17 protein-coding genes are annotated in these 21,382 nt (G+C 63.8%); 10 read left to right on the top strand and 7 right to left on the bottom strand.

The genetic code is table 11. The features are described from left to right. Positions 1-29: 29 nt before the first annotated feature. The 3 genes from RXV90_RS07650 (at position 30) to RXV90_RS07660 (ending at position 5,204) form a co-directional block, all read left to right on the top strand. The gene (locus RXV90_RS07650) at positions 30-1,343 is read left to right on the top strand and encodes an aromatic ring-hydroxylating dioxygenase subunit alpha (protein WP_316647936.1); all 1,314 of its coding nucleotides are present in this window, start codon (positions 30-32) and stop codon (positions 1,341-1,343) included. Further along, complete coding sequence (locus RXV90_RS07655) at positions 1,313-2,794, top strand: glutamine synthetase family protein (protein WP_316647937.1); 1,482 nt, start codon at positions 1,313-1,315, stop codon at positions 2,792-2,794. The genes RXV90_RS07650 and RXV90_RS07655 overlap by 31 nt, the downstream gene beginning before the upstream one ends. Positions 2,795-3,002: 208 nt before the next feature. Then, positions 3,003-5,204 (top strand): CHASE2 domain-containing protein, encoded by a 2,202-nt coding sequence (locus tag RXV90_RS07660; protein WP_316647938.1) that lies wholly within the window; start codon positions 3,003-3,005, stop codon positions 5,202-5,204. A 4-nt stretch (positions 5,205-5,208) separates the two neighbouring features. Here the strand turns inward: RXV90_RS07660 and RXV90_RS07665 are convergent, their stop codons facing one another. Next, positions 5,209-6,084 carry a FecR family protein gene (locus RXV90_RS07665; protein WP_316647939.1) on the bottom strand — a complete coding sequence of 292 codons (876 nt, stop codon included), beginning with the start codon at positions 6,082-6,084 and terminating at the stop codon, positions 5,209-5,211. Between the two features lie 2 nt (positions 6,085-6,086). Next, the gene (locus tag RXV90_RS07670) at positions 6,087-7,289 is read right to left on the bottom strand and encodes a tetratricopeptide repeat protein (protein WP_316647940.1); all 1,203 of its coding nucleotides are present in this window, start codon (positions 7,287-7,289) and stop codon (positions 6,087-6,089) included. Positions 7,290-7,535: 246 nt separating this feature from the next. Here RXV90_RS07670 and rfbC point away from each other — a divergent pair, with 246 nt between their 5' ends. Genes rfbC through rfbA form a run of 4 tightly spaced genes read left to right on the top strand, consistent with a single transcriptional unit; the run spans position 7,536 to position 10,904 of the window. Further along, positions 7,536-8,102, top strand: a complete 567-nt coding sequence (gene rfbC / locus RXV90_RS07675) for a dTDP-4-dehydrorhamnose 3,5-epimerase (RefSeq protein ID WP_316647941.1) — start codon at positions 7,536-7,538, stop codon at positions 8,100-8,102. Then, the gene (gene rfbB, locus RXV90_RS07680) at positions 8,099-9,136 is read left to right on the top strand and encodes a dTDP-glucose 4,6-dehydratase (protein WP_316647942.1); all 1,038 of its coding nucleotides are present in this window, start codon (positions 8,099-8,101) and stop codon (positions 9,134-9,136) included. The genes rfbC and rfbB overlap by 4 nt, the downstream gene beginning before the upstream one ends. A gap of 8 nt (positions 9,137-9,144) precedes the next feature. Continuing rightward, a complete protein-coding gene (gene rfbD, locus RXV90_RS07685; protein WP_316647943.1) occupies positions 9,145-10,044 on the top strand; it encodes a dTDP-4-dehydrorhamnose reductase in 900 nt (299 codons plus the stop codon). After that, positions 10,041-10,904: a glucose-1-phosphate thymidylyltransferase RfbA gene (gene rfbA / locus RXV90_RS07690; RefSeq protein WP_316647944.1), complete on the top strand. Its 864-nt coding sequence runs from the start codon at positions 10,041-10,043 to the stop codon at positions 10,902-10,904. The genes rfbD and rfbA overlap by 4 nt, the downstream gene beginning before the upstream one ends. Here the strand turns inward: rfbA and RXV90_RS07695 are convergent. Then, entirely contained in the window at positions 10,897-12,213 is a 1,317-nt protein-coding gene (locus RXV90_RS07695) for a UDP-glucose dehydrogenase family protein (RefSeq protein ID WP_316647946.1), read from the bottom strand. The genes rfbA and RXV90_RS07695 overlap by 8 nt on opposite strands. A gap of 280 nt (positions 12,214-12,493) precedes the next feature. On the opposite strand from RXV90_RS07695, the gene xrtD reads away from it, so the two are divergent. Beyond that, entirely contained in the window at positions 12,494-14,041 is a 1,548-nt protein-coding gene (gene xrtD, locus RXV90_RS07700; protein WP_316648219.1) for a VPLPA-CTERM-specific exosortase XrtD, read from the top strand. On the opposite strand, the gene RXV90_RS07705 is transcribed toward xrtD, so the two are convergent. Further along, on the bottom strand, positions 14,038-14,712 hold the full coding sequence (locus RXV90_RS07705) for a class I SAM-dependent methyltransferase (RefSeq protein WP_316647947.1): 675 nt from the start codon (positions 14,710-14,712) through the stop codon (positions 14,038-14,040). The genes xrtD and RXV90_RS07705 overlap by 4 nt on opposite strands. Before the next feature lie 3 nt (positions 14,713-14,715). Further along, a complete protein-coding gene (locus RXV90_RS07710; RefSeq protein WP_316647948.1) occupies positions 14,716-15,738 on the bottom strand; it encodes a glycosyltransferase family 2 protein in 1,023 nt (340 codons plus the stop codon). 144 nt (positions 15,739-15,882) lie between these two features. Here RXV90_RS07710 and RXV90_RS07715 point away from each other — a divergent pair, with 144 nt between their 5' ends. Then, positions 15,883-16,755, top strand: a complete 873-nt coding sequence (locus tag RXV90_RS07715) for a glycosyltransferase family 2 protein (RefSeq protein WP_316647949.1) — start codon at positions 15,883-15,885, stop codon at positions 16,753-16,755. A gap of 21 nt (positions 16,756-16,776) precedes the next feature. Here RXV90_RS07715 and RXV90_RS07720 read toward each other — a convergent pair whose 3' ends face one another. After that, complete coding sequence (locus RXV90_RS07720) at positions 16,777-18,567, bottom strand: ABC transporter ATP-binding protein (RefSeq protein ID WP_316647950.1); 1,791 nt, start codon at positions 18,565-18,567, stop codon at positions 16,777-16,779. Between the two features lie 203 nt (positions 18,568-18,770). Between RXV90_RS07720 and RXV90_RS07725 the strand changes: the two genes are divergently transcribed. Next, positions 18,771-20,024, top strand: a complete 1,254-nt coding sequence (locus RXV90_RS07725; protein ID WP_316647951.1) for an O-antigen ligase family protein — start codon at positions 18,771-18,773, stop codon at positions 20,022-20,024. A gap of 10 nt (positions 20,025-20,034) precedes the next feature. Here RXV90_RS07725 and RXV90_RS07730 read toward each other — a convergent pair whose 3' ends face one another. Further along, positions 20,035-21,288: a rhamnosyltransferase WsaF family glycosyltransferase gene (locus RXV90_RS07730; protein ID WP_316647952.1), complete on the bottom strand. Its 1,254-nt coding sequence runs from the start codon at positions 21,286-21,288 to the stop codon at positions 20,035-20,037. Positions 21,289-21,382 lie beyond the last annotated feature (94 nt).

Here is a 21,382-nt window from a genome sequence, read left to right on the forward strand (position 1 = left end):
TTCGGCGGGTCCAGCGGAAGGGGTGGCAGATGATCTCGAGCGAGATGAATGACCGGTTGACCCGCGTAGAGGCCGGCACGGGCGCCGGGGCCGTTCTTCGGCAATACTGGCAACCGGCGGCACTGGCCGTGGAACTCGACGGCGCGCGGCCCGTCGTTCCCGTGCGGCTGATGGGCGAGGATCTTGTGCTCTTCCGGGACAATGGCGGCGCGCTGGGCCTTATCGGCCGCTATTGCCCGCATCGTGGGGTCGACCTGTGCTTTGGCCGGCGCGAGAATAACGGGCTGCGTTGCCCGTTCCACGGCTGGCATTTCGACCGAGGCGGCCAGTGCGTCGAGCAGCCGGGAGAGCCCGAAGACAGCCGGATGCACGAGCGGATCCGCACAACCTCCTATCCGGTGGTGGAACGGAACGGCATCGTCTGGGCCTTCATGGGCGCGGGCGAACCACCAGCGTTCCCCTCCTTCGATTGCTTCGAGGCGCCGGAGACCCATGTCTTCGCCTTCAAGGGACTTTGGGAATGCAACTGGCTTCAGGCGCTGGAGATCGGGATCGATCCGGCCCATGCCTCTTTCCTGCACCGGTTCCTGCAGGACGAGGACCCGGCGGAGGGATATGGCAAGCAGTTCCGCGACAAGGCGGGGTCGACGGAGATTCCGATGACCCGGCTGTTGCGGGAGTATCCCAGGCCCGACATCCGGGTGGAGCCCACGGCCTCGGGCCTCAGGCTTCTGGCGCTGCGCCACCTCGATGATGGGCGCACCCATGTGCGCGTCACGAACCAGGTTTTTCCGAACGCGATCTGCATTCCGATGTCGCGCGAAATGACGATCACCCAATGGCATGTGCCGGTCGATGACGAGACATGTTACTGGTATGCGATGTTCACGAGCTTCGGTGCGCCGGTGGACAAAGAGGTTATGCGCGCGCAGCGGATGAAGGAACACCGCCTGCCGGATTATGCACCCTTGAAGAACCGGGCGAACAACTACGGCTATGACCCGGACGAACAGGCGACAGCGACCTATACCGGCATGGGGATGGACATCAACGTGCACGATCAGTGGGCGGTGGAAAGCATGGGGACGATCCAGGACCGGACGCGGGAACATCTGGGGAAGACAGATGTTGCGATCATCGCCTATCGCCGGATGCTGCGTGATGCGATCGCGGCGGTGGAGGAGGAGGCGTTCGCGCAGTTGCCACTGTCTGATCCGGCTGTCGCGGATGGGCCGGTGGCGATTGACGCGATCGGACCGGCAGAGGCATGGGAGGAGATCTGGGCGGCCGCCGACCAGGAGCGGCGTGGGCCGTGCCCCTGGATCAGGACGGCGGCGGAGTGAGCGGGGCCTCGGTGATCGACGGCGGTCTGGCCGACCGCAATGGGCTCTATTCGGAAGAGGACAAACGGGCGATTGCCGGACTTCTCGACCGGATCGGGGCAGACGGGATCGAAGTGATCCGCCTGTCTTTCGCCGATCAGCACGGGGTGTTGCGCGGCAAGTCGATTACCGCCCGGGCGCTCGTCTCGGCCTTCCGGTCAGGGATGACGATGACCTCGACCCTTCTCCTGAAGGACACCTCGCACCGTACTGTGTTTCCGGTCTGGGATGGCGGGCCGGGGATCGGGGACGGCAAGCTCGACGGCGCGGGGGATTTGCTTATCTTCCCCGATCCCGGCACGTTTCGCGTGCTGCCCTGGGCGGAAAGCACGGGCTGGCTTCTGTGCGACGTACGGTATGCGGACGGAAGCCCCTGCCCATTCTGCACGCGAACGCAGCTTGCAGCGGCGGTCGGAGCGCTGGCGGCCGACGGGAAAGCGGCGGTGTTCGGGCTGGAGGTGGAGTTTCACATCCACCGGATGATCGACCCGCGGCTCGGCCACGAGGATGCGGGCATGCCGGGCGCCCCGCCCCTGACGGAGATGACGGGCCATGGCTACCAGTACCTGACGGAAGCGCGGATCGAGCCGCTGGATCAGGCGCTGAATGCGATCCGCACGGCCTCTGAGGCCCTGGGGATCAAAGTGCGTTCCATGGAGGTGGAGTTCGGGCCGAGCCAGGTTGAGATGACCTTCGACCCCGGGGACCCGGTGAGCCAGGCCGATGCGATGGTGCTGTTCCGGGCGGCGGCGAAGGAAACCTGCCGCCGCCTCGGCCTGCACGCCACCTTCATGTGCCGTCCGGCCTTTCCGGCGGCGGTGCCATCGGGGTGGCATATCCATCAATCGCTGTTCGATGCGGCGAGCGGCGTGAATCTGTTCCTTAACGAGGGCGAGGCGCTGGCGCCCGCCGCGGCGGGATGGATCGCGGGGCTTCTGGACCATGCGCCGGCTGCCTGTCTTCTGACCAATCCGACGGTGAACGCCTACAAGCGGTTTCAGCCTGGAATGCTGGCCCCTGACCGCATCCAGTGGGCGCGGGACAACAAGGGTGCGATGGTGCGAAGCCTCATTCGCCCCGGCGATCCGGCCTCGCGGATCGAGAACCGGGTGGCCGAGCCTGCGGCAAACCCCTATCTCGCCTTCGCCGCGCAGATCCGTGCCGGGCAGGACGGGCTTTCCCGGGCGCTGACGCCGCCGCCGCCCGCGCGGGATCCTTATCAGTGCGATGCGCCCCGGCTTCCCGCAGATCTCGGGGCGGCGATCGACGCGTTCGAGGCAAGCGCGCTCTGGGCCGATACCCTTGGAGCCGATGTCGTTGAATGGCTTGCCACCCTGAAGCGGGCGGAATGGCGGCGCTACCTGTCCCATGTCTCGGATTGGGAGCAGGCGGAGTATTACCGCGCGTTCTGAGCGAGTGTGACGCCGCTACACCGGATCAGCGCCGAAACCCGGGGCAGGGCGTCCGATTGGCCCGCTATTCTTGCGGTTGATGTCGGGCCGGGCCAGACTGTGCACCAAGGAAAAGCCTGAAGAGGCGGGCAGACAAGCACATGGGCAGCGCTCCGGCATCGGCAAGGCTGGCGCTCCGGGCCGTCCGGCGGCCTGGGGGGCGCACGCCGTGACGAGCCGTCTGACATGGATCATCGGGGTATCGGTGACTGCGCTGATGCTGATGCTCTATGCTCTGGCGCCGCGGTCGCTCGAGCAGATTTCCGGCGCGGTCCTCGACACCTACCAGCGGGCGGCCCCGCGGATCCCGAACCCCGATACTCCGGTGCACGTGATCGACATTGACGAGGCATCGCTTGACGAGCTCGGCCAATGGCCCTGGCCGCGGACTTATCTGGCGGAGCTGACCCACAGGCTGTTCGACATGGGGGCGGCGGCGATCGGGTATGATATCCTGTTCGCAGAGCCGGACCGCACCTCGCCCGAGGCGGTTCTGACGAACCTTTCGCGGTTCGAGGTGCTGCCAGAGTTGTTGCGAGATTCGCTGATCGAGTTTCCCGATCACGATGTGGTTTTCGCCGAGGCGCTCAATCGCGGCCCCACAGTGCTTGCGCTGGCCGGCGCGCCTCGGGGGGCTGCGCCGCCGCCCAAGGCCGGGATTGCCTATACCGGGCGCCTGCCGGCCGATGCACTGACCGCCTATGCCGGCGTGCTTGCACCGCTCGATGGTCTGGGCGAAGCGGCGGCGGGGCTGGGAGCCATCAGCCTGGAATCCGGGGCGGACGGTATCACCCGATCGGTGCCGATGGTCGCGCTTTACGATGGTACAGTGCTTCCGGCCTTTACTGCGGAGCTTCTGCGCGTGGCACAGGGCGCGGGAGGCCATGTTCTTGCAACGTCGGAGCGGTCTGGCGAGATCTCAGGCGGTACGGCACGGCCCGTTGCGATGCGCACCGGCGCGCTGGCTTATCCGCTGGATGGAAACGGGCATTTTCGTATCCATTTCTCGGAACCGGACGACGCCCGGATCACTTCGGCGCACCGGCTTCTCACGCAGCCTTTCGATCCAGAGCAATTCCGGCCGCTGGTGGAAGGCAAGATCGTTTTGATCGGGTCAAGCGCGCAGGCGCTGTTCGATATCCGGTCGACCCCGCTGGCTGCCGAGGTGCCCGGGGTTCTTTTGCATGCCGAGATCCTCGAACAGATCATAGACGGCGATTTCCTGGCGCGCCCGGACTGGAGCCGGGGGCTTGAGATCGTTCTGATCCTGTTTGTGGGCCTGTCCGTCACCGCCCTTGCGGCGCGGGACAGGCCGGTGCTCGGGCTCGGTGCGGCCTTTACGTCGGTCACGCTCTTGCTGGTCGGCGGGTGGCTTGCGTTTCTGAGGCTGGGGCTGCTGATCGACCCAGTGCTTCCGGCTCTGACCGCGCTTGCCGTCTATCTGCCGGCTACGACGGTAAGTGTCTTTGGCAAGGAACGCGCCCGGGCCACGATCCGCGACCGGTTCGGTTATTTCCTGCCCAAGCAGGTGATCGACGAGATTGCGAGCGATCCCGACAGCGCGCTGTCGCCGACGGGTGTGGAGCGCGACATTACGGTGATGTTCGTGGATATGCGCAGGTTTACGTCGCTTACCGAACGTATGAAGCCCGAGGACGTGGTGCGGCTTCTGAACATCTACCTCAGCGCTGTATCGGAGGCTCTGGTCGATCAGGGCGCAACGATCGACAAGTTCATCGGAGATGCCACGATGGCGTTCTGGAATGCGCCTATTGCTGTCGAGAACCATGCCGCGCGGGCGATCGACGGGATCTTTGCGGTCGAGGCTGCGGCGCGGCGGGCGAACGATACCCTCGTGGCCGCCGGGCTACCGGCAGTGGAAACGCGGATCGGCGTAAACACTGGCCCGGCCTTCGTGGGGCTTATGGGGTCGCGCGAGCGCTACAATTATTCCTGCGTCGGCGACACGGTGACGCTTGCGGCACGTCTTGAGGGATTGACCCGGCTCTACGGCACACGGAATCTCGTAGGCGAGGTGACGGTGGCATCGCTGCCGCCGGGTTACCGGGCGATCGCGGTCGACAAGGTCGTGGTCAAGGGACGGACCGGGGCCGTTACCGCCTTCACGCTTCTCAGGGACAGCCAGGACGCGAGGCGCCTGTCGCGCGCCATCGACGCCGTACGTCGGCCTTATGTGGTTGGCGATCTCGAGGCCGCGTCACAGGCACTTGAGGCGCTGGAGGTGTTCGAGACCGACCTTGTGGATGTGAAAACGCTCGCGGAACTTTACCGCGAGCGCATTCGGACTCTGCAATCACTGGGCGTCCCGGAGGACTGGAACGGAATCTACGAGGCGCTGGAAAAGCGCTAGGCCCTTACCGGTTGCCCTTCGGCTTGCAATCGTCCCGCTGGCCGCCGGAGCCGGAGCCCACGCCGCAGTTGCCCTTGCCGACACCGCCGACATCACTGTTGTTCATGACCGAGCGGTCGCTGCCGATCTTGTCGTCGAAGAGGCCTGCCTGAACCACGGCGCCGGATGTGGACACCGGCGCGTCACCGGGTGCAACGCCGTCTGACACCATCGCCGACTGTCCGCCGCCCTGGCCGCCGCCGAGCGTACCAGTCCGCGCGAGTTGCGCGGGCGGTGTGCCGTCAATCCGTTCGATGAGGCTCACCAGGGAATTCGGATCGATCCGGCCGGCGAAGCCGTTCTCGTCGAGAACCGCACCGGTCCGGGTGGTGCAGGTGCGGCCGCCGCTGTCGCTCGTCATGCACATCCGGTCACCAGCCAGGAAGACGGCGCGCGTCTTGCCGTTCTCGTGCATCACAATCGCACTCGAACCACGGATGCCGATGGTGGCCGCCGGGGTTCTGATCAGGCCTTCGCGGTTCTTGGTCGTCTGCCCGCCGATGAAGCGCAGGGCGCCTTCCGTCAGCCGCATGCCGATCGAGCCATCCTTCTTCGCGGGATCATAGACGAAGGTGTCGAGCACGATCCGGCTCGACGGTGCAAGGGACAGGGTGGTTTCGTCGAGGAACAGAAGTTGCCCGCGGCCGGTTGCCGAAGACACGATCTCTTCGTTCTGGACAACATCCGTCCCGATCGTCAGTCGACGCTGAGAGGCGCCAGGTGGTGTGCCGCGCAGGTTCGGGTCGAGAGAGGCCACTACGCCGATATCCACGGCCGGGGCGCTGGTTGCACCAAAGGCGGCGATCGCTGCCGCCGCGATAGTCATCACACTAGTCTTCATCCTCAGAACTCCCACCCGGCGCTGAAAGCCACGATCGTATCTTCGTCGTCGAAGGTCGGATCGGTACTGGACCGGGTAAATCGCTGTACACCTGCATCGACATAGAGATTGGATGAGAAATATGTCCGGAAGTTGGCACCGAAGGAGATTACGTCGTCTTTGACGCCATCTGCTGAGGAATCCTTAGCAAAACGGGCGAATCCGGTGATTGCGGTATCGTAACCCTCGCCGAAGAGGGGGACCTCCGTTTCGTGAACGAAGCCCAATCCGCCCTCGACGCGGCTACTGTTGACGCTGCCGGGCTTTGAGTCCTCGTGCTGGAGGCGCAGCGTGAATCGCAGCCCCGTGGACTGAGTCGCTTGCCAGGACGCGCCTGCGTCTATGGCCAAATATCCGCTGTCGATGCCGCCATCGGGGCGGTCGATGAACCCGCCCTCGGCGTCGAGGAAGATCGACCAGTCTTCGTTGACCGGTTTGGTGTAGACAACACCGGCACCGAAGCTGAGAGCGCTGTCGGCGCCGCCGCTGTCCTCAACGATGTCGAAGGTAAGAAACGGCTGGACCCGTGTGCCGAGCGCCGTGCCGTCGATCCCGATACTGGGGCCGGTGCGCACCAGGAAGCGGACGCTGTCGTCGCTCGGCGCTTCGGGAAATTTCAGGCCGAAGATGCGTGCCGATGTAAGCCAGGCGGACGAACGCGCCCCGCCCAGATCCTTGCGCATGTTGAAGGCGAGCGTTCCCGTTGCGCCGAAATCCCCGCTGTCGGCGCGGTAGACAAGCCCGGCCTCCGCCGAACCGGAAATCGAGAAAGAGGCCATCCTGTCGGTGAGGGCGCTTTCGTAGCGCGCGGCACGAGTTTCCTCGGCGGCGCTCAGCTGACCCCGGCCCTTGTAGATGTCGAGGTGATACTGCGCCACGTCATCCACGCCGAGGGCGAAATAGGCCACCGCGAGTTCGAACCTGGCTTCCTGAGAGGTCGGCTCGATGTCGATCAGACGTTCCAGCGTGGCCAGGGCGGCTTCGTAGTCACGCTCTTCGATTGCGAGGCGCGCATATCGCAGCATCAGGTCGGGGTCGTCGGGATCGTTCAGGAGGGCGGCGAATACGACATCCTTCTCGCTCGACTGTACGGAGGCAGGAGCGATTGACACGGCAAGTGCAAGCAGGAGTGCGCCAACGGCGCGTGTACTGCGTACCCGATACACGTTGCCTTCCCTTTCGCTGCCTCGGCGGCCTGTTGTCTTTACACGTGTGGTTTAAATCGTTTGGCCGTGACCGGTAGATCTGTCAAGAAATTAAGGGGTTCGACGTAGCGTTCTCACGGAGGTGTCACCGACAAGGCGCGTCCGCATGGGGCGCCTCACGCACCCCGCATGCCACCAAAAGACGGTTTCATCGCGGACGTGAGTGACCTATGAACTGTCCGACGTGTATTTTTGCAGGTTTGCCCCGTGAAAGTGACCCCGACCGATCTTGCCGGCCTCTTAATTCTGGAACCGAGACGGTTCGCGGATACGCGGGGCTTTTTCTCGGAAGTCTGGAATGAACAGACGATGGCGGAGGCCGGGCTTTCGGAGAGCTTCGTTCAAGACAACCAGTCGCTTTCTGCCAAGGCGGGTACTGTGCGAGGCCTGCACTACCAGGCTCCGCCCCACGGACAGGGAAAGCTCGTGAGGTGCGGGCGGGGTGTCATCTGGGACGTTGCGGTGGATGCCAGGCGGGGATCCCCCACCTACGGGCAGTGGACGGGCGTCGAACTCAGCGCCGAGAACGGCCTGCAACTGTTCATCCCGGTCGGTTTTTTGCACGGTTTCTCAACCATGACGGACGATGCGGAGATCCTTTATAAGTGCACGACCCAATATGCGCCCGAAGCGGATGGGGCCGTAAGGTTCGACAGCGCCGCGCTCGGGATCGACTGGAAGCTTGGCGGGCGCGAGCCGCTGTTGTCTGACAAGGATCTCAACGCACCGGATTTCGATGCTTGGGACAGCCCGTTTCACTGGGGGCAGGCATGAAGATACTGGTTACCGGCGGTGCCGGTTTCATCGGCTCGGCGGTAGTGCGGGCCGCGATCGGGCAGGGACATTCGGTGGTGAATGTCGATGCGCTGACCTATGCCGCCTGCCTCGATAATGTCGCGAGCGTGGGGGGATCGGAGGCCTATGCCTTCGAACATGCCGATATCCGCGACCGGGCCGCGATGGACCGGATCCTTGCAGAACATGCGCCGGATGCCGTGATGCATCTTGCGGCGGAAAGCCATGTGGATCGGTCGATCGATGGTCCTGCGGCCTTCATCGACACCAACGTGATGGGCACGTTCACGCTGCTCGAGGCGGCACGGGAGCACTGGCAGCGCCAGGGCGCACCCGCGGCGTTCCGGTTTCACCACATTTCGACCGATGAGGTTTATGGAAGCCTCGGCGCCGATGGCCAGTTCCGGGAAGAGACGCCCTACGATCCGCGCAGCCCCTATTCGGCGTCGAAAGCGGCGTCGGACCATCTGGTGCGCGCCTGGGGAGAGACCTACGGGCTTCCTGTGCTCGTCACGAACTGTTCCAATAACTACGGCCCATTCCACTTCCCTGAAAAGTTGATCCCCGTCGTGATCCTGAACGCTGTGGCGGGCAAGCCGATCCCGGTTTACGGTGCCGGCGAAAACGTGCGTGACTGGCTTTACGTCGAGGATCACGCGGATGCGCTCTTGACGGTTTTGTCCAAGGGCAGGGTCGGGCGCAGCTACAATATTGGGGGCGAGAACGAGGCTCGGAACATCGATCTCGTGCGCATGATCTGCACGCTGATGGATGAGTTCCGGCCCAATGGCGCACCTCACGACCGGCTGATCACCTACGTGGAAGACCGGCCCGGCCATGACCTGCGATATGCGATCGATCCAAGCCGGATGCGCAACGAGCTTGGCTGGCGCCCGAGCGTGACGCTGGAAGAGGGGCTGCGCCGGACGGTGCAGTGGTTTCTTCAGAACGAGGACTGGTGGCGCGCGCTGCAATCGCGGGACGGTGTGGGCCAGCGGCTTGGTACGGGCTGACGCAGGGCATGTCAGTTTTCGATCGTCGCGAAGCGCTTTTGGTTTTCGGGGGCACCGGGCAGGTCGGGCGTGCGCTGATCAGAGCCGATGCGTCGGTTGTCGCCCCTGCGCGTGGCGTGGCCGATCTTACTGAGGCGTCCTCCGTGTCGGCGGTGGTGGAGCGTCTGAGGCCCCGCGCGATCATCAATGCCGCAGCATGGACGGCCGTGGATGCCGCGGAGGACGAAGAAGACGCGGCTTTTGCCGTCAATGCGTTGGGCGCGGGCCATATCGCGAAGGCAGCGGCGGCGCACGGCGTACCGCTCGTCCTTATCTCCACCGATTACGTTTTCGACGGGCAGGGCATGGCGCCCTGGCGCCCGGAGGATACGGTAAGCCCCCTTGGCGCCTATGGCCGGACGAAATGCGCCGCGGAAGAACGGGTCAGGGATGCCGGCGGTGCCCATGCCATTCTCCGCACCTCGTGGGTGTTTTCGCCCGATGGAGTTAACTTCGTGAAATCCATGCTGCGGCTTTCAGAGACGCGAGAGAGCCTGACAATCGTGTCCGACCAGGTCGGCGGGCCGACCGCGGCGGCGGATATTGCCGGGGCCTGCCTTGCGATCGCAGATCAGCTTGCCGCCGATCCCGGAAAGACGGGCACCTATCATTATTCGGGCGCGCCGGATGTCAGCTGGGCAGATTTCGCGCGCGTGATCTTCGCGATGGCCGGGCGTTCGACAGAGGTTACGGATATTCCGAGCACGGACTATCCCACACCCGCCGAGCGCCCGAAAAACTCGCGGCTCGATTGCAGCACCACGGAAGATGTTTTCGGTCTGGCGCGGCCGGACTGGCGCGGGGCCTTGGGATCGGTGCTAGAAGAGCTTGGAATTGAACGCCAAGATCGCGAGGAGGCGGGCACATGACGCGCAAGGGGATCATCCTGGCCGGAGGCTCGGGTACGCGGCTTTATCCGATCACGATGGGGGTCTCGAAGCAGCTTCTGCCGGTCTACGACAAGCCGATGATCTATTACCCGCTTTCCGTCCTGATGCTGGCGGGGATCCGGGAGATCGCGATGATCACGACGCCGGAAGATCAGGCGCAGTTCCAGCGCCTGCTTGGGGATGGTGCGCAGTGGGGCCTGAGCCTCACCTATATCGAGCAGCCGTCGCCCGACGGGCTGGCCCAGGCGTACCTTCTGGCCGAGGATTTTCTCGATGGTGCACCCTCCGCGATGATCCTGGGCGACAACATTTTTTTTGGGCACGGGCTTCCCGAGATCCTGGCCCGGGCCAATGCGCAACCCTCGGGCGGCACCGTTTTCGGCTATCACGTGTCGGACCCTGAGCGGTACGGCGTGGTGGATTTTGACGGCGACAAGGCCAAGGCGCTAATCGAGAAGCCCGAGAACCCGCCTTCGAATTTTGCCGTGACCGGGCTTTATTTCCTCGACGGGACGGCACCGGAGCGCGCCCGCAAGGTGAGGCCGTCGGCACGGGGCGAACTGGAGATCGTGACGCTTCTGGAGATGTACCTTCACGAAGATGCGCTGACGGTGGAGAAGATGGGGCGGGGTTATGCGTGGCTCGACACCGGAACCCATGCCTCGCTGCTTGATGCAGGGAACTTCGTGCGCACGCTGCAAGAGCGGCAGGGAATGCAGACCGGCAGCCCCGAGGAGATCGCCTACACCTCTGGTTGGATCGATCGTGACCGGCTGAGAGCTCTGGCGGAGCCCTGCAGCAAGAACCAGTACGGTCGCTATCTTCAGCGGCTTACGTAATCGAAGGGCGGCCCGTCGCGACATAACCCTCGAAGCCCGCGGCACGGGTTTCCTCGGCGGAATAGATGTTTCGGAGATCGGCCATCCGGGCCTCGCGCATCTCGCGCGCCAGGCGCTGAAGATCAAGCGCACGAAACTCGTTCCATTCGGTCAGAAGGACGATTGCGTCGGCATCCGCCGCTGCCTTGTAGGGATCGTCGCTCCACGTGACGCCCGGCAGAAGGGATGCGCCTTCGCGTTCGCCCTGCGGATCGACGACCCAGACATTCGCGCCGGCGCCTACAAGCGCTGGCACGATCGTAAGGCTCGGAGCGTCGCGCATGTCGTCGGTATTGGGTTTGAACGTGGCGCCGAGCACGGCGATCTTCTTGCCGTTCACCGACCCGTCGCAAAGGTCGACGATCTTGTCGATCATCCTGCGTTTGACGATGTCGTTTACCATGATCACGGTTTCAGTGATCCGCATCGGCACCGCGTGATCCTGTCCGATCCGGGCCAGCGCCGAGGTATCCTTCGGGAAGCAGGAACCGCCATAGCCAGGGCCGGCATGGAGGAACTTGTTGCCAATTCGTCCGTCGAGCCCGATGCCGCGCGACACTTCCTTCACATCCGCGCCTGTGCGTTCGCAGAGCATTGCGATTTCGTTGATGAAGGTGATCTTGGTCGCGAGAAAGGCGTTCGCGGCATACTTGATCAGCTCGGCAGAGGCCGGATCGGTGAAGATCACCGGGAATTCGCGCAGATAGAGGGGGCGGTAGATTTCTGCCATCACATCGCGCGCCTTGTCGGAGGTCACGCCGATTACCACGCGGTCGGGCTTCATGAAATCGTCGATCGCCGCGCCTTCGCGCAGGAATTCGGGGTTCGAGGCGACGTCGAAGCTGGCGTGCGGCGCGGCTTCCGAGATGATCCGGGTGACTTCCGCATTTGTGCCCACGGGGACAGTCGATTTCACGACGATGACAGCGTAGTCCGTCAGCGCCTCGGCGATCTCGCGCGCTGCGCCATGGACATAAACGAGATCGGCATGACCTTCGCCGCGCCGTGCCGGTGTGCCGACGGCGATGAAGATCGCATCCGCCCCGGCGACCGCGGCCGGCAGGTCGGTCGTGAAGGAAAGGCGACCGGCGGCCACGTTTCGGGCGACGAGATCCTCGAGCCCCGGCTCGTAGATCGGCATCTCACCTTCCAGGATCTTGGCGATGCGTTCGGCGTTCTTATCGACGCAGATGACCTCGTGCCCGAAATCCGAAAGGCAGGTTCCCGAAACAAGGCCGACATAGCCAACCCCAATCATAGCAATCTTCATCATGTCCCCCGTTGGACGGATTCAGCGCTCCGGTCATACGCGACTCGGTAACCACGCGACACCGGCGGGCGGAAGATGGAGGCGATCCACGAAATTGTGAAGCCGGCTGGGCACATAAGATGGGTTTGCTCACCCAATGCGGCGCCATTTGCCGTCGATTCCTGTCGATATCCGGCGATTTTACAGATATGGTCATCGACGATTTCTAGGCTGTCGATCAAGTTCGCGAGTTTTGTCTGTGACCGAGTCTTCCACAAGTCATTCGTTTCTGCCTATCGAGGTGCGCCCCGTTGGCATTGCGCTGTTCTTCGCGCTCTGCGCCGTATCGATTCCGGTCTTCTGGTTTGGCTTTGAAAGCCTGATTGCCGCCTGGTCGACGGCCGAGTATAGCCATGGCCCGCTTATTCCCTTGATTTCGCTTTATCTTTTTTTGAGGGAACTTCGTCTGGATCCTCCCCAAGCCGGTCCCGTGAGGCACCGTTGGCCGGGCGTACTGGTGATTGCCTTCGCCATAGGGCTTGCAGTGATCGGAAACCTCGCGAAGGTGGCCGATATCGTCGCCTATGCCTTCATCATCTGGACGGGTGGCGTGGTTCTGACTGTGTTCGGATGGGCCAAGGGCATCCGACATCAGCTGCCGGTATTTCACCTCGTGTTCATGCTTCCGCTGCCGCAGATTCTGTATTGGAAGATGTCAGTGTTTCTGCAGGGTGTCTCATCCGAGCTTGGTGTCTGGTTTGTTTCCCTCGCGGGAGTGCCGGTCTTCCTCGACGGCAACATCATCGATCTGGGTGTGTACAAGCTTCAGGTGGCCGAGGCCTGTTCCGGCCTGAGATACCTTTTCCCGATCCTCAGCTTTTCCTACCTCTTCGCGATCCTCTACCGGGGGCCGCTCTGGCACAAGGCGGTGCTTCTGCTGGCGGCCGCGCCGTTGACGGTTTTCATGAACTCGTTCCGGATCGGGGTGATCGGCATCCTGGTCAACAGCTACGGCATCCAGCATGCGGAAGGTTTCCTGCATTTCTTCGAGGGATGGATCATCTTTATCGCCTGTATCGGGATCCTGTTCCTGATGGCGATCGTGCTGCAGCAGCTGAACCGGGAAACCCTGCCGCTGTCGGAGGCGATCGATCTGGATACCAGTGGGCTGGGAGCCATTGCCGCGCGGATTGCCGAGATCCGGCCTTCGGTGGCGATGGCCGTGGCGACGGTCTTCGTTGCGGCGACATCCGCGGCCTTCGTGACGGTCGCGCGCCCGGAGGCCGTGACCATGGAGCGCGAACCCTTCGCGCTGTTTCCGAACCGGCTGGGGGAATGGTATGGGGTTCGCGCCCGGCTTGAACCGGCGGTCGAAGAAGTGCTTGGAGCCGACGATTATCTGAACGCGACCTTTCAACAGCCTCGCACCCCGACGGTGAACCTCTTCGTTGCGTTCTATGAGAACCAGACGGAAGGCGATGGGATTCACTCTCCGGAAGTTTGTCTGCCGGTCGGGGGATGGGAGATCTTCTCGATCGATCCCTATACCGTCGATATGCCCGAATCCGTCTATGGCACGTTCGAACTGAACCGTGCGGTCATCCAGAAGGGTACGTCGAAGCAGCTTGTGTATTATTGGTTCGAACAGCGCGGGAAGCGCATGACGAACGATGTCCTGGCCAAGACCGCTGTGATCTGGGACGGTCTGACGATGGGACGCACCGACGGGGCGCTTGTGCGCTTCGTTACCCCGATCGGGGTGGGCGAAAGCGAGCAAGATGCAGACGCGCGCCTGCAGGAGTTCATGCGCCAGAGCCTGACGAAGCTTCCGCGCTTCGTTCCGCTTTAGCCACCGGTATCCCGTTTCGGGAGCCACCACACCGAGTAGCTTTTCGCGAGGATCAGACGTTCGACGTAGATCTCTTCGCCGGGAAACAGCCTGCGAACCTCGGATTTCGACAGAAGATTGGTGTCATCCACCGCCTGACGCCGCTGATCGTAGGGCATCGAACGATGCCGGGCCGACAGTGACAGCCAGAACATCGCGGTCTGGATCGGGGCCGCGAACCAATGCATGAACGGCGCCCGGAAATGCGGCTCGACGGGAAATTCCCAGGCCGGGGTCTGAACCCATCCGGCCCGCCCGACCCGTCGGCATTCCCGCGCCATGGCCTGCATGTCGCCCCAGTGCCCGACATGCTCGATCACCGAGTTCGAATGCAGGAAATCGATCGAACCGTTCGCATAGTCGCTGAGGTCGCGTGCATCGCCGACGACGCTTTCGAACCGGGCGTCGAGCATCTCGGTCGCCTCGAGCTCTCCGGCGACGTAGTTCAGAACGATCACCTTCGCCACGTGTTCGAGGCTCGTGTTGCGCCAGTAATCGGGGCGGCCACCCACGTCGAGCACCAGGAGATCCCGGCCCAGGCGCGCCCGAGCCTCCGCCAGCTTTTCGCCCAGAACCTTGCCGCGTGCCGTCCTGAACCGGTTGACGGTTGCATTCATGGGCTCGATCTTCATCGGTCAGTCCTCGGTTTTACTTGCGGGCCGCACTGAGGCGGCGGGTGACCATTCTGCTCGCCTGCGCCAGACGGCGCCCCAGACATCCGCGGTTCGTTTCCATCGCTCTGACCGCGTCAGCGCCGCAAGGCTCCGCGCCGCCAAAGTTCGCGTCAGGGGCCAGAGGCGCAGGGCGATCGCCTCCGGGGACCGCCACGGCGCGGCGGTGTGGCGCTCGATCAGCCGGTTCTTGGCGGTCAGAAGGCGCACGACCTTGTCTTCGCGCACGGGCTCGCTCGCCCCGCCCAGATGCACGATCGTGGCCTCCGGCGTAAAGCGCGGGGACGCCCCAAGGGCCCGTGCCCTCAGGCACAGATCGGCCTCTTCGCCGTACATGAAGAAGGAAAGGTCGAAGCCCCCCAGCCGGTCCCAGAGCTCGCGCCGGATCAGAAGAAAGCACCCGGTGACGATGTCGACCTCGCGCTCGCTGTCCCGCATCCAGCCGCCATAGCCCTCGGGATTGAAAAGGGCCGAGCCCGACAGAACCGTGGCAAGCCCCGCCGTCCGGCAGAAGGTGGACCAGGGCGTTGCCCGGCCCCAGACCGACGTGGGGTTCAGCGCCCCATCGGGAAACACGGTGCGCCCGCCCCAGATCCCGGCTGCCGGAGTGTGTTCGGCAAAGGCAAGAAGCTTGTCGATCGCATTCTCCAGCACGACCGTGTCGGGGTTCAGCAGCAGAAGAAACGGCGCGTTCGCATGTGGTTCGGCGACCCGGTGCGCCCCGGCAAAACCATGGTTCGTGTCTTCGGCAATGAGCGTGATGTCGGGAAAGGCCTCGGCAATCGCCTCGGCGGAGCCGTCGCTTGACGCGTTATCGACGACGATCAGTTCGTAGGGCACCGTGGTTTCTTGCTCGACGGACCGCAGGCAGTCAAGCGTCAGATCCCGCGTGTTGAAACTTATTACGATGATCGAAACCGCCGGCACCGGGCGATCTGGAGCCGACTTCGGTCGGGTAGGGGAGGCGGCCGGAGATTTCATGGTCATGTCGTCCCCCAGAAATCGATTGGTGGCAAGCTGCCGCTCCTGTATAGACCTCGGAACGAAGCAAAAAAACGTCACAGCACACTCGGCGCTCCTGCGATCCAAGCTGTCTGACAGACCGAACCTGAAGTCAGGATTGTTTCCACTGTGTCACGTGGTCTCCGTTGTTCCATCGTTGTTCCACATCTGAACGATCTGCCGCGCCTGACCCGTTGCCTCGATGCGCTTTTGCCGCAATTGGAGCCGGGGGACGAGGTGATCGTCGTCGATAACGGATCGGATTTCGACGTGGCCGCGGCCTTGCCGGATGCCGCGTCCCTGCGTGTGCTCACCCAGTCCGAGCCGGGGGCGGGCCCGGCCCGCAATATGGGGGTGGCGGCGGCGTCGGGCGAGGTGCTTCTGTTCATCGACTGCGATTGCGTTCCGGGGGCGGATTGGGTCGCGCAAGGCCGGCGGATCGCACGCGAGGGCGTCGTGACGGGCGGCCGCGTCGACATCTTCTACGAAACCCCGCCACCCCGCAGCGGGGCCGAGGCTTTCGAGGCCGTGTTCGCCTTCCGGATGGATGCCTATCTTCAGCGTGACGGATTTCTCGGTGCGGGAAACCTTTGCATGATGCGTGCCGATTTCGACGGGACGGGCGGGTTTCGCCCGGCGGTGGCAGAGGATGTCGACTGGAGCCGCCGCGCCGCTGCCGGCGGCCTGACGCTGGCCTTCGACGACGGGTTCGTGGTGTCCCACCCCTCGCGCCGGGACTGGGCGGCCCTGCGCGCGAAGTGGTGGCGGCTGACGCGCGAGGCCTGGCTCCTGGGGTGCGAGAGCGGCGGGTTTCGCGCGACCTGGGCTCTCAAGGCGCTGGCGATGCCGGTCAGCATCCTCGCTCATGCGCCCCGGATCGTCACTGCCGGGGCACTCAGCTGGCGCGAGCGTGCGCTCGCCCTTGTCACACTGGCGCGGCTGCGCCTGCAGCGCATGGTCTGGATGCTGGGATATCTGGTGTCGCCGCCGGCGCGCGACTGAGGCTATCAGGCGCGCCCGGCGCTATCCCGCGCCCGCCATGCGGGCGAATTCCTCGTCCGCGGCGATGATTTCGGCGAAGGTTCCCTGCGCGGCAACAAGGCCGTCGCGCAGAAGAAGGATCTGATCGCAATCTTTCACCGTGCTGAGCCGGTGCGCGATGATGATCAGCGTTACTTCGCCGGCGAGCCGCCGGATCGCCTCCATCACGGCAAGCTCCGTCAGGTTGTCGAGGGCCGACGTCGCCTCGTCGAGTACGAGCGTCGTCGGCTTCCGGTAGAGCGCGCGGGCGATGCCGATCCTCTGGCGTTGCCCGCCCGACAGACGCACGCCGCGTTCTCCCACGCGGGTCCGGTACCCGTCCGGCAGCGTTTCAAGCACGAAGTCGTGCAGGTTGGCGATCCGCGCGGCCGCCATGACCGCCTCGAGGTCGATCTCGTCCTCTGGCACACCGAAGGCGATGTTCTCGGCAAGGGTTGCGTCTGACAGGTAGATTTGTTGCGGCACATAGCCGATCGACTTCTGCCAGCGGCGCAGGTTTTCGCCCTCGATCGCCGTGCCGTCGACGGTGAACGCGCCGCCGCCGACCGGCAACAGGCCGAGGATGATGTCGACAAGCGTCGTCTTGCCCGCCCCGGTACCGCCGACAAGGCCCAGCGAGGTTCTGGCCGGCAGGCAGAGATCGATCCCGTGCAGAACCGGACGTTCGCCGCCTTCGTAGTTGAACGCGATCTGTTTCATCTCGAGCGCACGGGTCAGGTCGAGCCGTCCGCGGGTTTCGTCGATATCGTGATGTTCGAGGGACACGAGATCGGTATGAATCTTTTCCAGCGCGGCGCGGGTCTGACGCAGAAGCGAGGATCGGAAGTAGACCTGTTGCAGGGCGGGGAACAGGCGCAGGCCGGCCGCCGCGAGCAGGCCGAGCGTCGGCACGACCTGTGCGAGATCGCCCTCGCTTCGGATCAGCATGAAGAGGATGAGAACTATCATGCCACAAAACGCGAGAGCCTCGAGCGCAAAGCGCGGCGTGTGCATCACGATCTGCCCGGTGGTCTGTGCCTCGGCCATCCGGCGCGCGGGATCCTTGAACCGGTTCAGGTAGGTTTGCTCGAGCCCCAGAATCTTCACGTCCTTGATGCCGCCCGTCGCCTCCTGCACCAGACGGAAGCGCTGGTTGTTGGCCCCAAGCCGGCGTGCGCCGACCCGAAGTAGAAGCCGCTGCACGACGAGGTAGACAAGGAGGAACCCGCCGCCGATCAGTGCGACCGATCCAATCGCCACCGCCGGCTCGATCAGGCAGAGCGCAATGCCGATTAGCGCCACCGAGAACAGCTCGGGGATCAGCCGCATCGCGGGCAGAAGAGCGTCGCGAGCCAGGATATCGACCTCTGCCAGAACATCGGTGCCGATGTCGGCGGAGTTCTTCGTCAGATACCAGCGGTAGGGTTGCGAGAGGTACACCGAGAGAAGCCGCGCGCTCAGCGTATAGGAGCGCATCAGCGCAAACCGGGTCGTGATCCATATCGTCAGGATCTTGCTAGCAAGCCCCGCCGTGGTCAGCAGCAGAACCGCGCATCCGATGGCGATCAGAAAGGCATTGGTGCTTTGCAGGCCGCTCAGGTCATAGAGGCGCGCCAGGGTCGGCGTCGTCTCGATGATGCCGGGATCGGAAAGGATCTGCAGGAACGGCAGGATTGCGACGACCGAGGCGGCCTCGAAGGCCGAAATCACGAAGGTCACGGCGACGACGAGCCAGAAACGGCGACGCTCTGCACCTTCCATTGTTTCCAGAATCATCCGGTATGTGCGAATCATCTTGGCCGCCCGCCTGCAGACACTGCATTCCTCTGTGTCATGTCCGGCCCGCGCAGGGTACTTTGGCGGACAGGTCCAGAACCACAGTGGCAAAGCTATTGACACTCGCACAGAACATACCAGACGGCCGAAGGAAACCGGGCCCCGAACGGACGTTGCGCGTGGCCGTTCCGTTCTCCGGAGAGAGCGCGGCGCCGATATGGATGGCGTATCTGTTCATACTGTGCCTGCTCGTTCCTCTGGAGCTGAACCTCGGCCCGCTCGTACTATACCCGCATCGGCTGGTCTTGCTCATCCTAACGCCTGTCGCGCTCTACCACGTTTTCGTGCGCCGTGTTGCCGGTGGAACGATTCTGCCGGACTGGCTTCTGCTGTTTTCGGCGTTGTGGTCGGTTTTGAGTTTCTTCGTCAATGCCCCCGATCTCTCGGCCATCGAAACAGGGGGCTCCTATTTTCTGGAATTCACCGGCGCCTACTTTTTGGCCCGAACTTCCGTCCGGTCTGCCGGTGACATGGCCCGTATCGCGCGGCTGCTGCTTCTGACCCTTGTGGTGCTGGTGCCCGCGGCGGCGATCGAAAGTGTCACGGGGCGGGCGTTCCTGCTGCAGATGATCCCGGTCGACACCTACGCAGTCGTCTATACGCAGGAGCGCATGGGGCTGCGCCGGGCCCAGGTCGTCTTCGCGCATCCGATCCATTTCGGTGTCTATGCCTCGATCTCGCTGGCGCTGTTCTATTTCATGTTCGGAACCGCGCGGCGGATTGCCGGTTCGTTGCTTTCGGCGGTGGGCACGTTCCTGTCCCTGTCGACGGGGGCGCTTGCGGCATTCATGGTGCAGGTGGCCCTGATTGCCTGGAACACCGTCTTCGCCAGGCTCGCATCGCGCTGGTACGTTCTTATCGGCCTGTCGGTTGCCGGCTACGTCGTGCTCGATCTTCTGTCGAACCGCACGCCCTTCCACCTGATCGTCGACTACATGACGTTCAACAGCGGATCGAGCTACAACCGTATCCTGATCTGGCGGTACGGGACCGAAAGCGTCGCCGCCCACCCGCTCTTTGGCATTGGTCTGGGCGAGTGGGCGCGACCGTCCTGGATGGGCTCCAGTGTTGACAATTTCTGGCTTCTGCTGGCCATGCGGAACGGTGTTCCGGCCTTCGTGGCTACCTTCCTCACCCTGTCACTTCTTGCTTTCAAATCCTGCAGAACGCGGCTCTCCAAACCCGAGAACATCCGCGCCCGCTATGCCTATGTCTTCGTCGTGACGGCGATCGTACTGGCGGGCGGGACGGTGCATTTCTGGAGCGCGATGATGTCCTTCGTGATGTTCATGGTCGGCGCAGGTGCCTGGCTGGTCCGCTTCACGGAGGATGCGACTGAAGAGAACGAGGCCGAGGTGTCCGCCCCGGTGTCGCGGTACACGCGCCAATCGACGCGCCGCATCCGTGGCAGCTAGGCCTGCTGCGTCAGTGGTTCAGCGCCTCCACGAGATCGGCCGCGAGTTGCGGAACGAAGTCGAAGCCGCCGCCCGTCAGAAAGGCCGGGTCCGCCGGTTTGCGGTGAACGGCCGCCCCGGGATCGGCTTCGAAGCTGACGATTTCCGCCTCTAGCGTCTCGGCGATGCCCGGCCCGGACACGGACGGCAGCCGCACGATGTTGGGGTGCCGCTCGACCACCCGCTTTCCGGTGAAATCGTTGGTCAGAACCCGGGCGCCGAAATGGGCCATTTCCAGCGGCGGATAGCTGGGATGCGGTGACACCATCAGAGACACGCCCAACGCCGTTTCGCGAAGCAGCCGGGCATAGGCCTCGAGCGACAGCTTGCCCACCGATGTCAGGCTGTGACCATTTCCAAGCGCGATATCGGGATGCGGAAGACCGGCCGAGACGAATCGCCAGTCGCGGTGGTTCGCGCCATGGCGCTCCGCCCAGGCCTGAAGGCCACGCTCCACGAGGAAAAACGCGTTTCGTGGAATCGTCGGGCGGCCGTACACGAGGACCGTTCGGGTCTTTTCCGCCGGTGCGATGCCGTCGGCGAAAGGGCGAAGTGCCGCGTTCATGTGCGGTTCGAAGCAATAGGTGCGCTGTGCGTGGTGGCCCAGCATCTCCCAGTAGTCCTGAAGTTCCCGGGTGTTGATGACGGCCCACAGGTCGTCGCCACTGATCGCTTCATGGGCCACCATGTGGGCGGCGGAATAGCCGAAGAAACCGGGCTCGTATTCCTGAAGAAGGTGGACCTTGGGCCTTGGCGCCTGCCCGAAATGCACTGCCTGGGCCTGCCGCAAAGCCTGAAGATTGGCCGACAGCCACCAGTTGTAGGCTATGAAGATCTCGCGTCTCCGTGTCGCGATGCGTCCGCCATTCGCCTCGACTGAGGCGAAGCTCACTTGCGCTTCAAGCGGTGTGCCCGACAGCATCGACATGGCGGCCTCGTAGGGCGCATCGGTGACGATCCTGAGATCGACGCCCGCCGCCGCGAGGGGGGCCGCAAGCTCTTCGAAGATCGCCACCGCAGTTGCTTTCCCGCCGAAAGCGAATTCCCGCGAAACTGTGTTCAGAACAAGCGACACGCGGGGTTTCGGGTTGTCCTCCGCCTCGAAGCCGTAATCCCTGAGATTGCGGACGCCATCGACGGGCGGGTTCAGACGATCGCGCAGGTTTCTGAGCGAATCCAGAAGCGGTTCGGGAAGATGCCGCCTTATGCGGGAACGTGAGATCATACGGGCTACCGGTTCAGTGACCGGCTTGGCTTAGCATGGTCAGGCGGACGCGCACAGCATCCGGCGCACCCTGCCGGGGAAAAACCCGGGCCTG

This window comes from Ovoidimarina sediminis (assembly GCF_032586175.1).
GTDB lineage: Bacteria > Pseudomonadota > Alphaproteobacteria > Rhodobacterales > Rhodobacteraceae > Ovoidimarina > Ovoidimarina sediminis.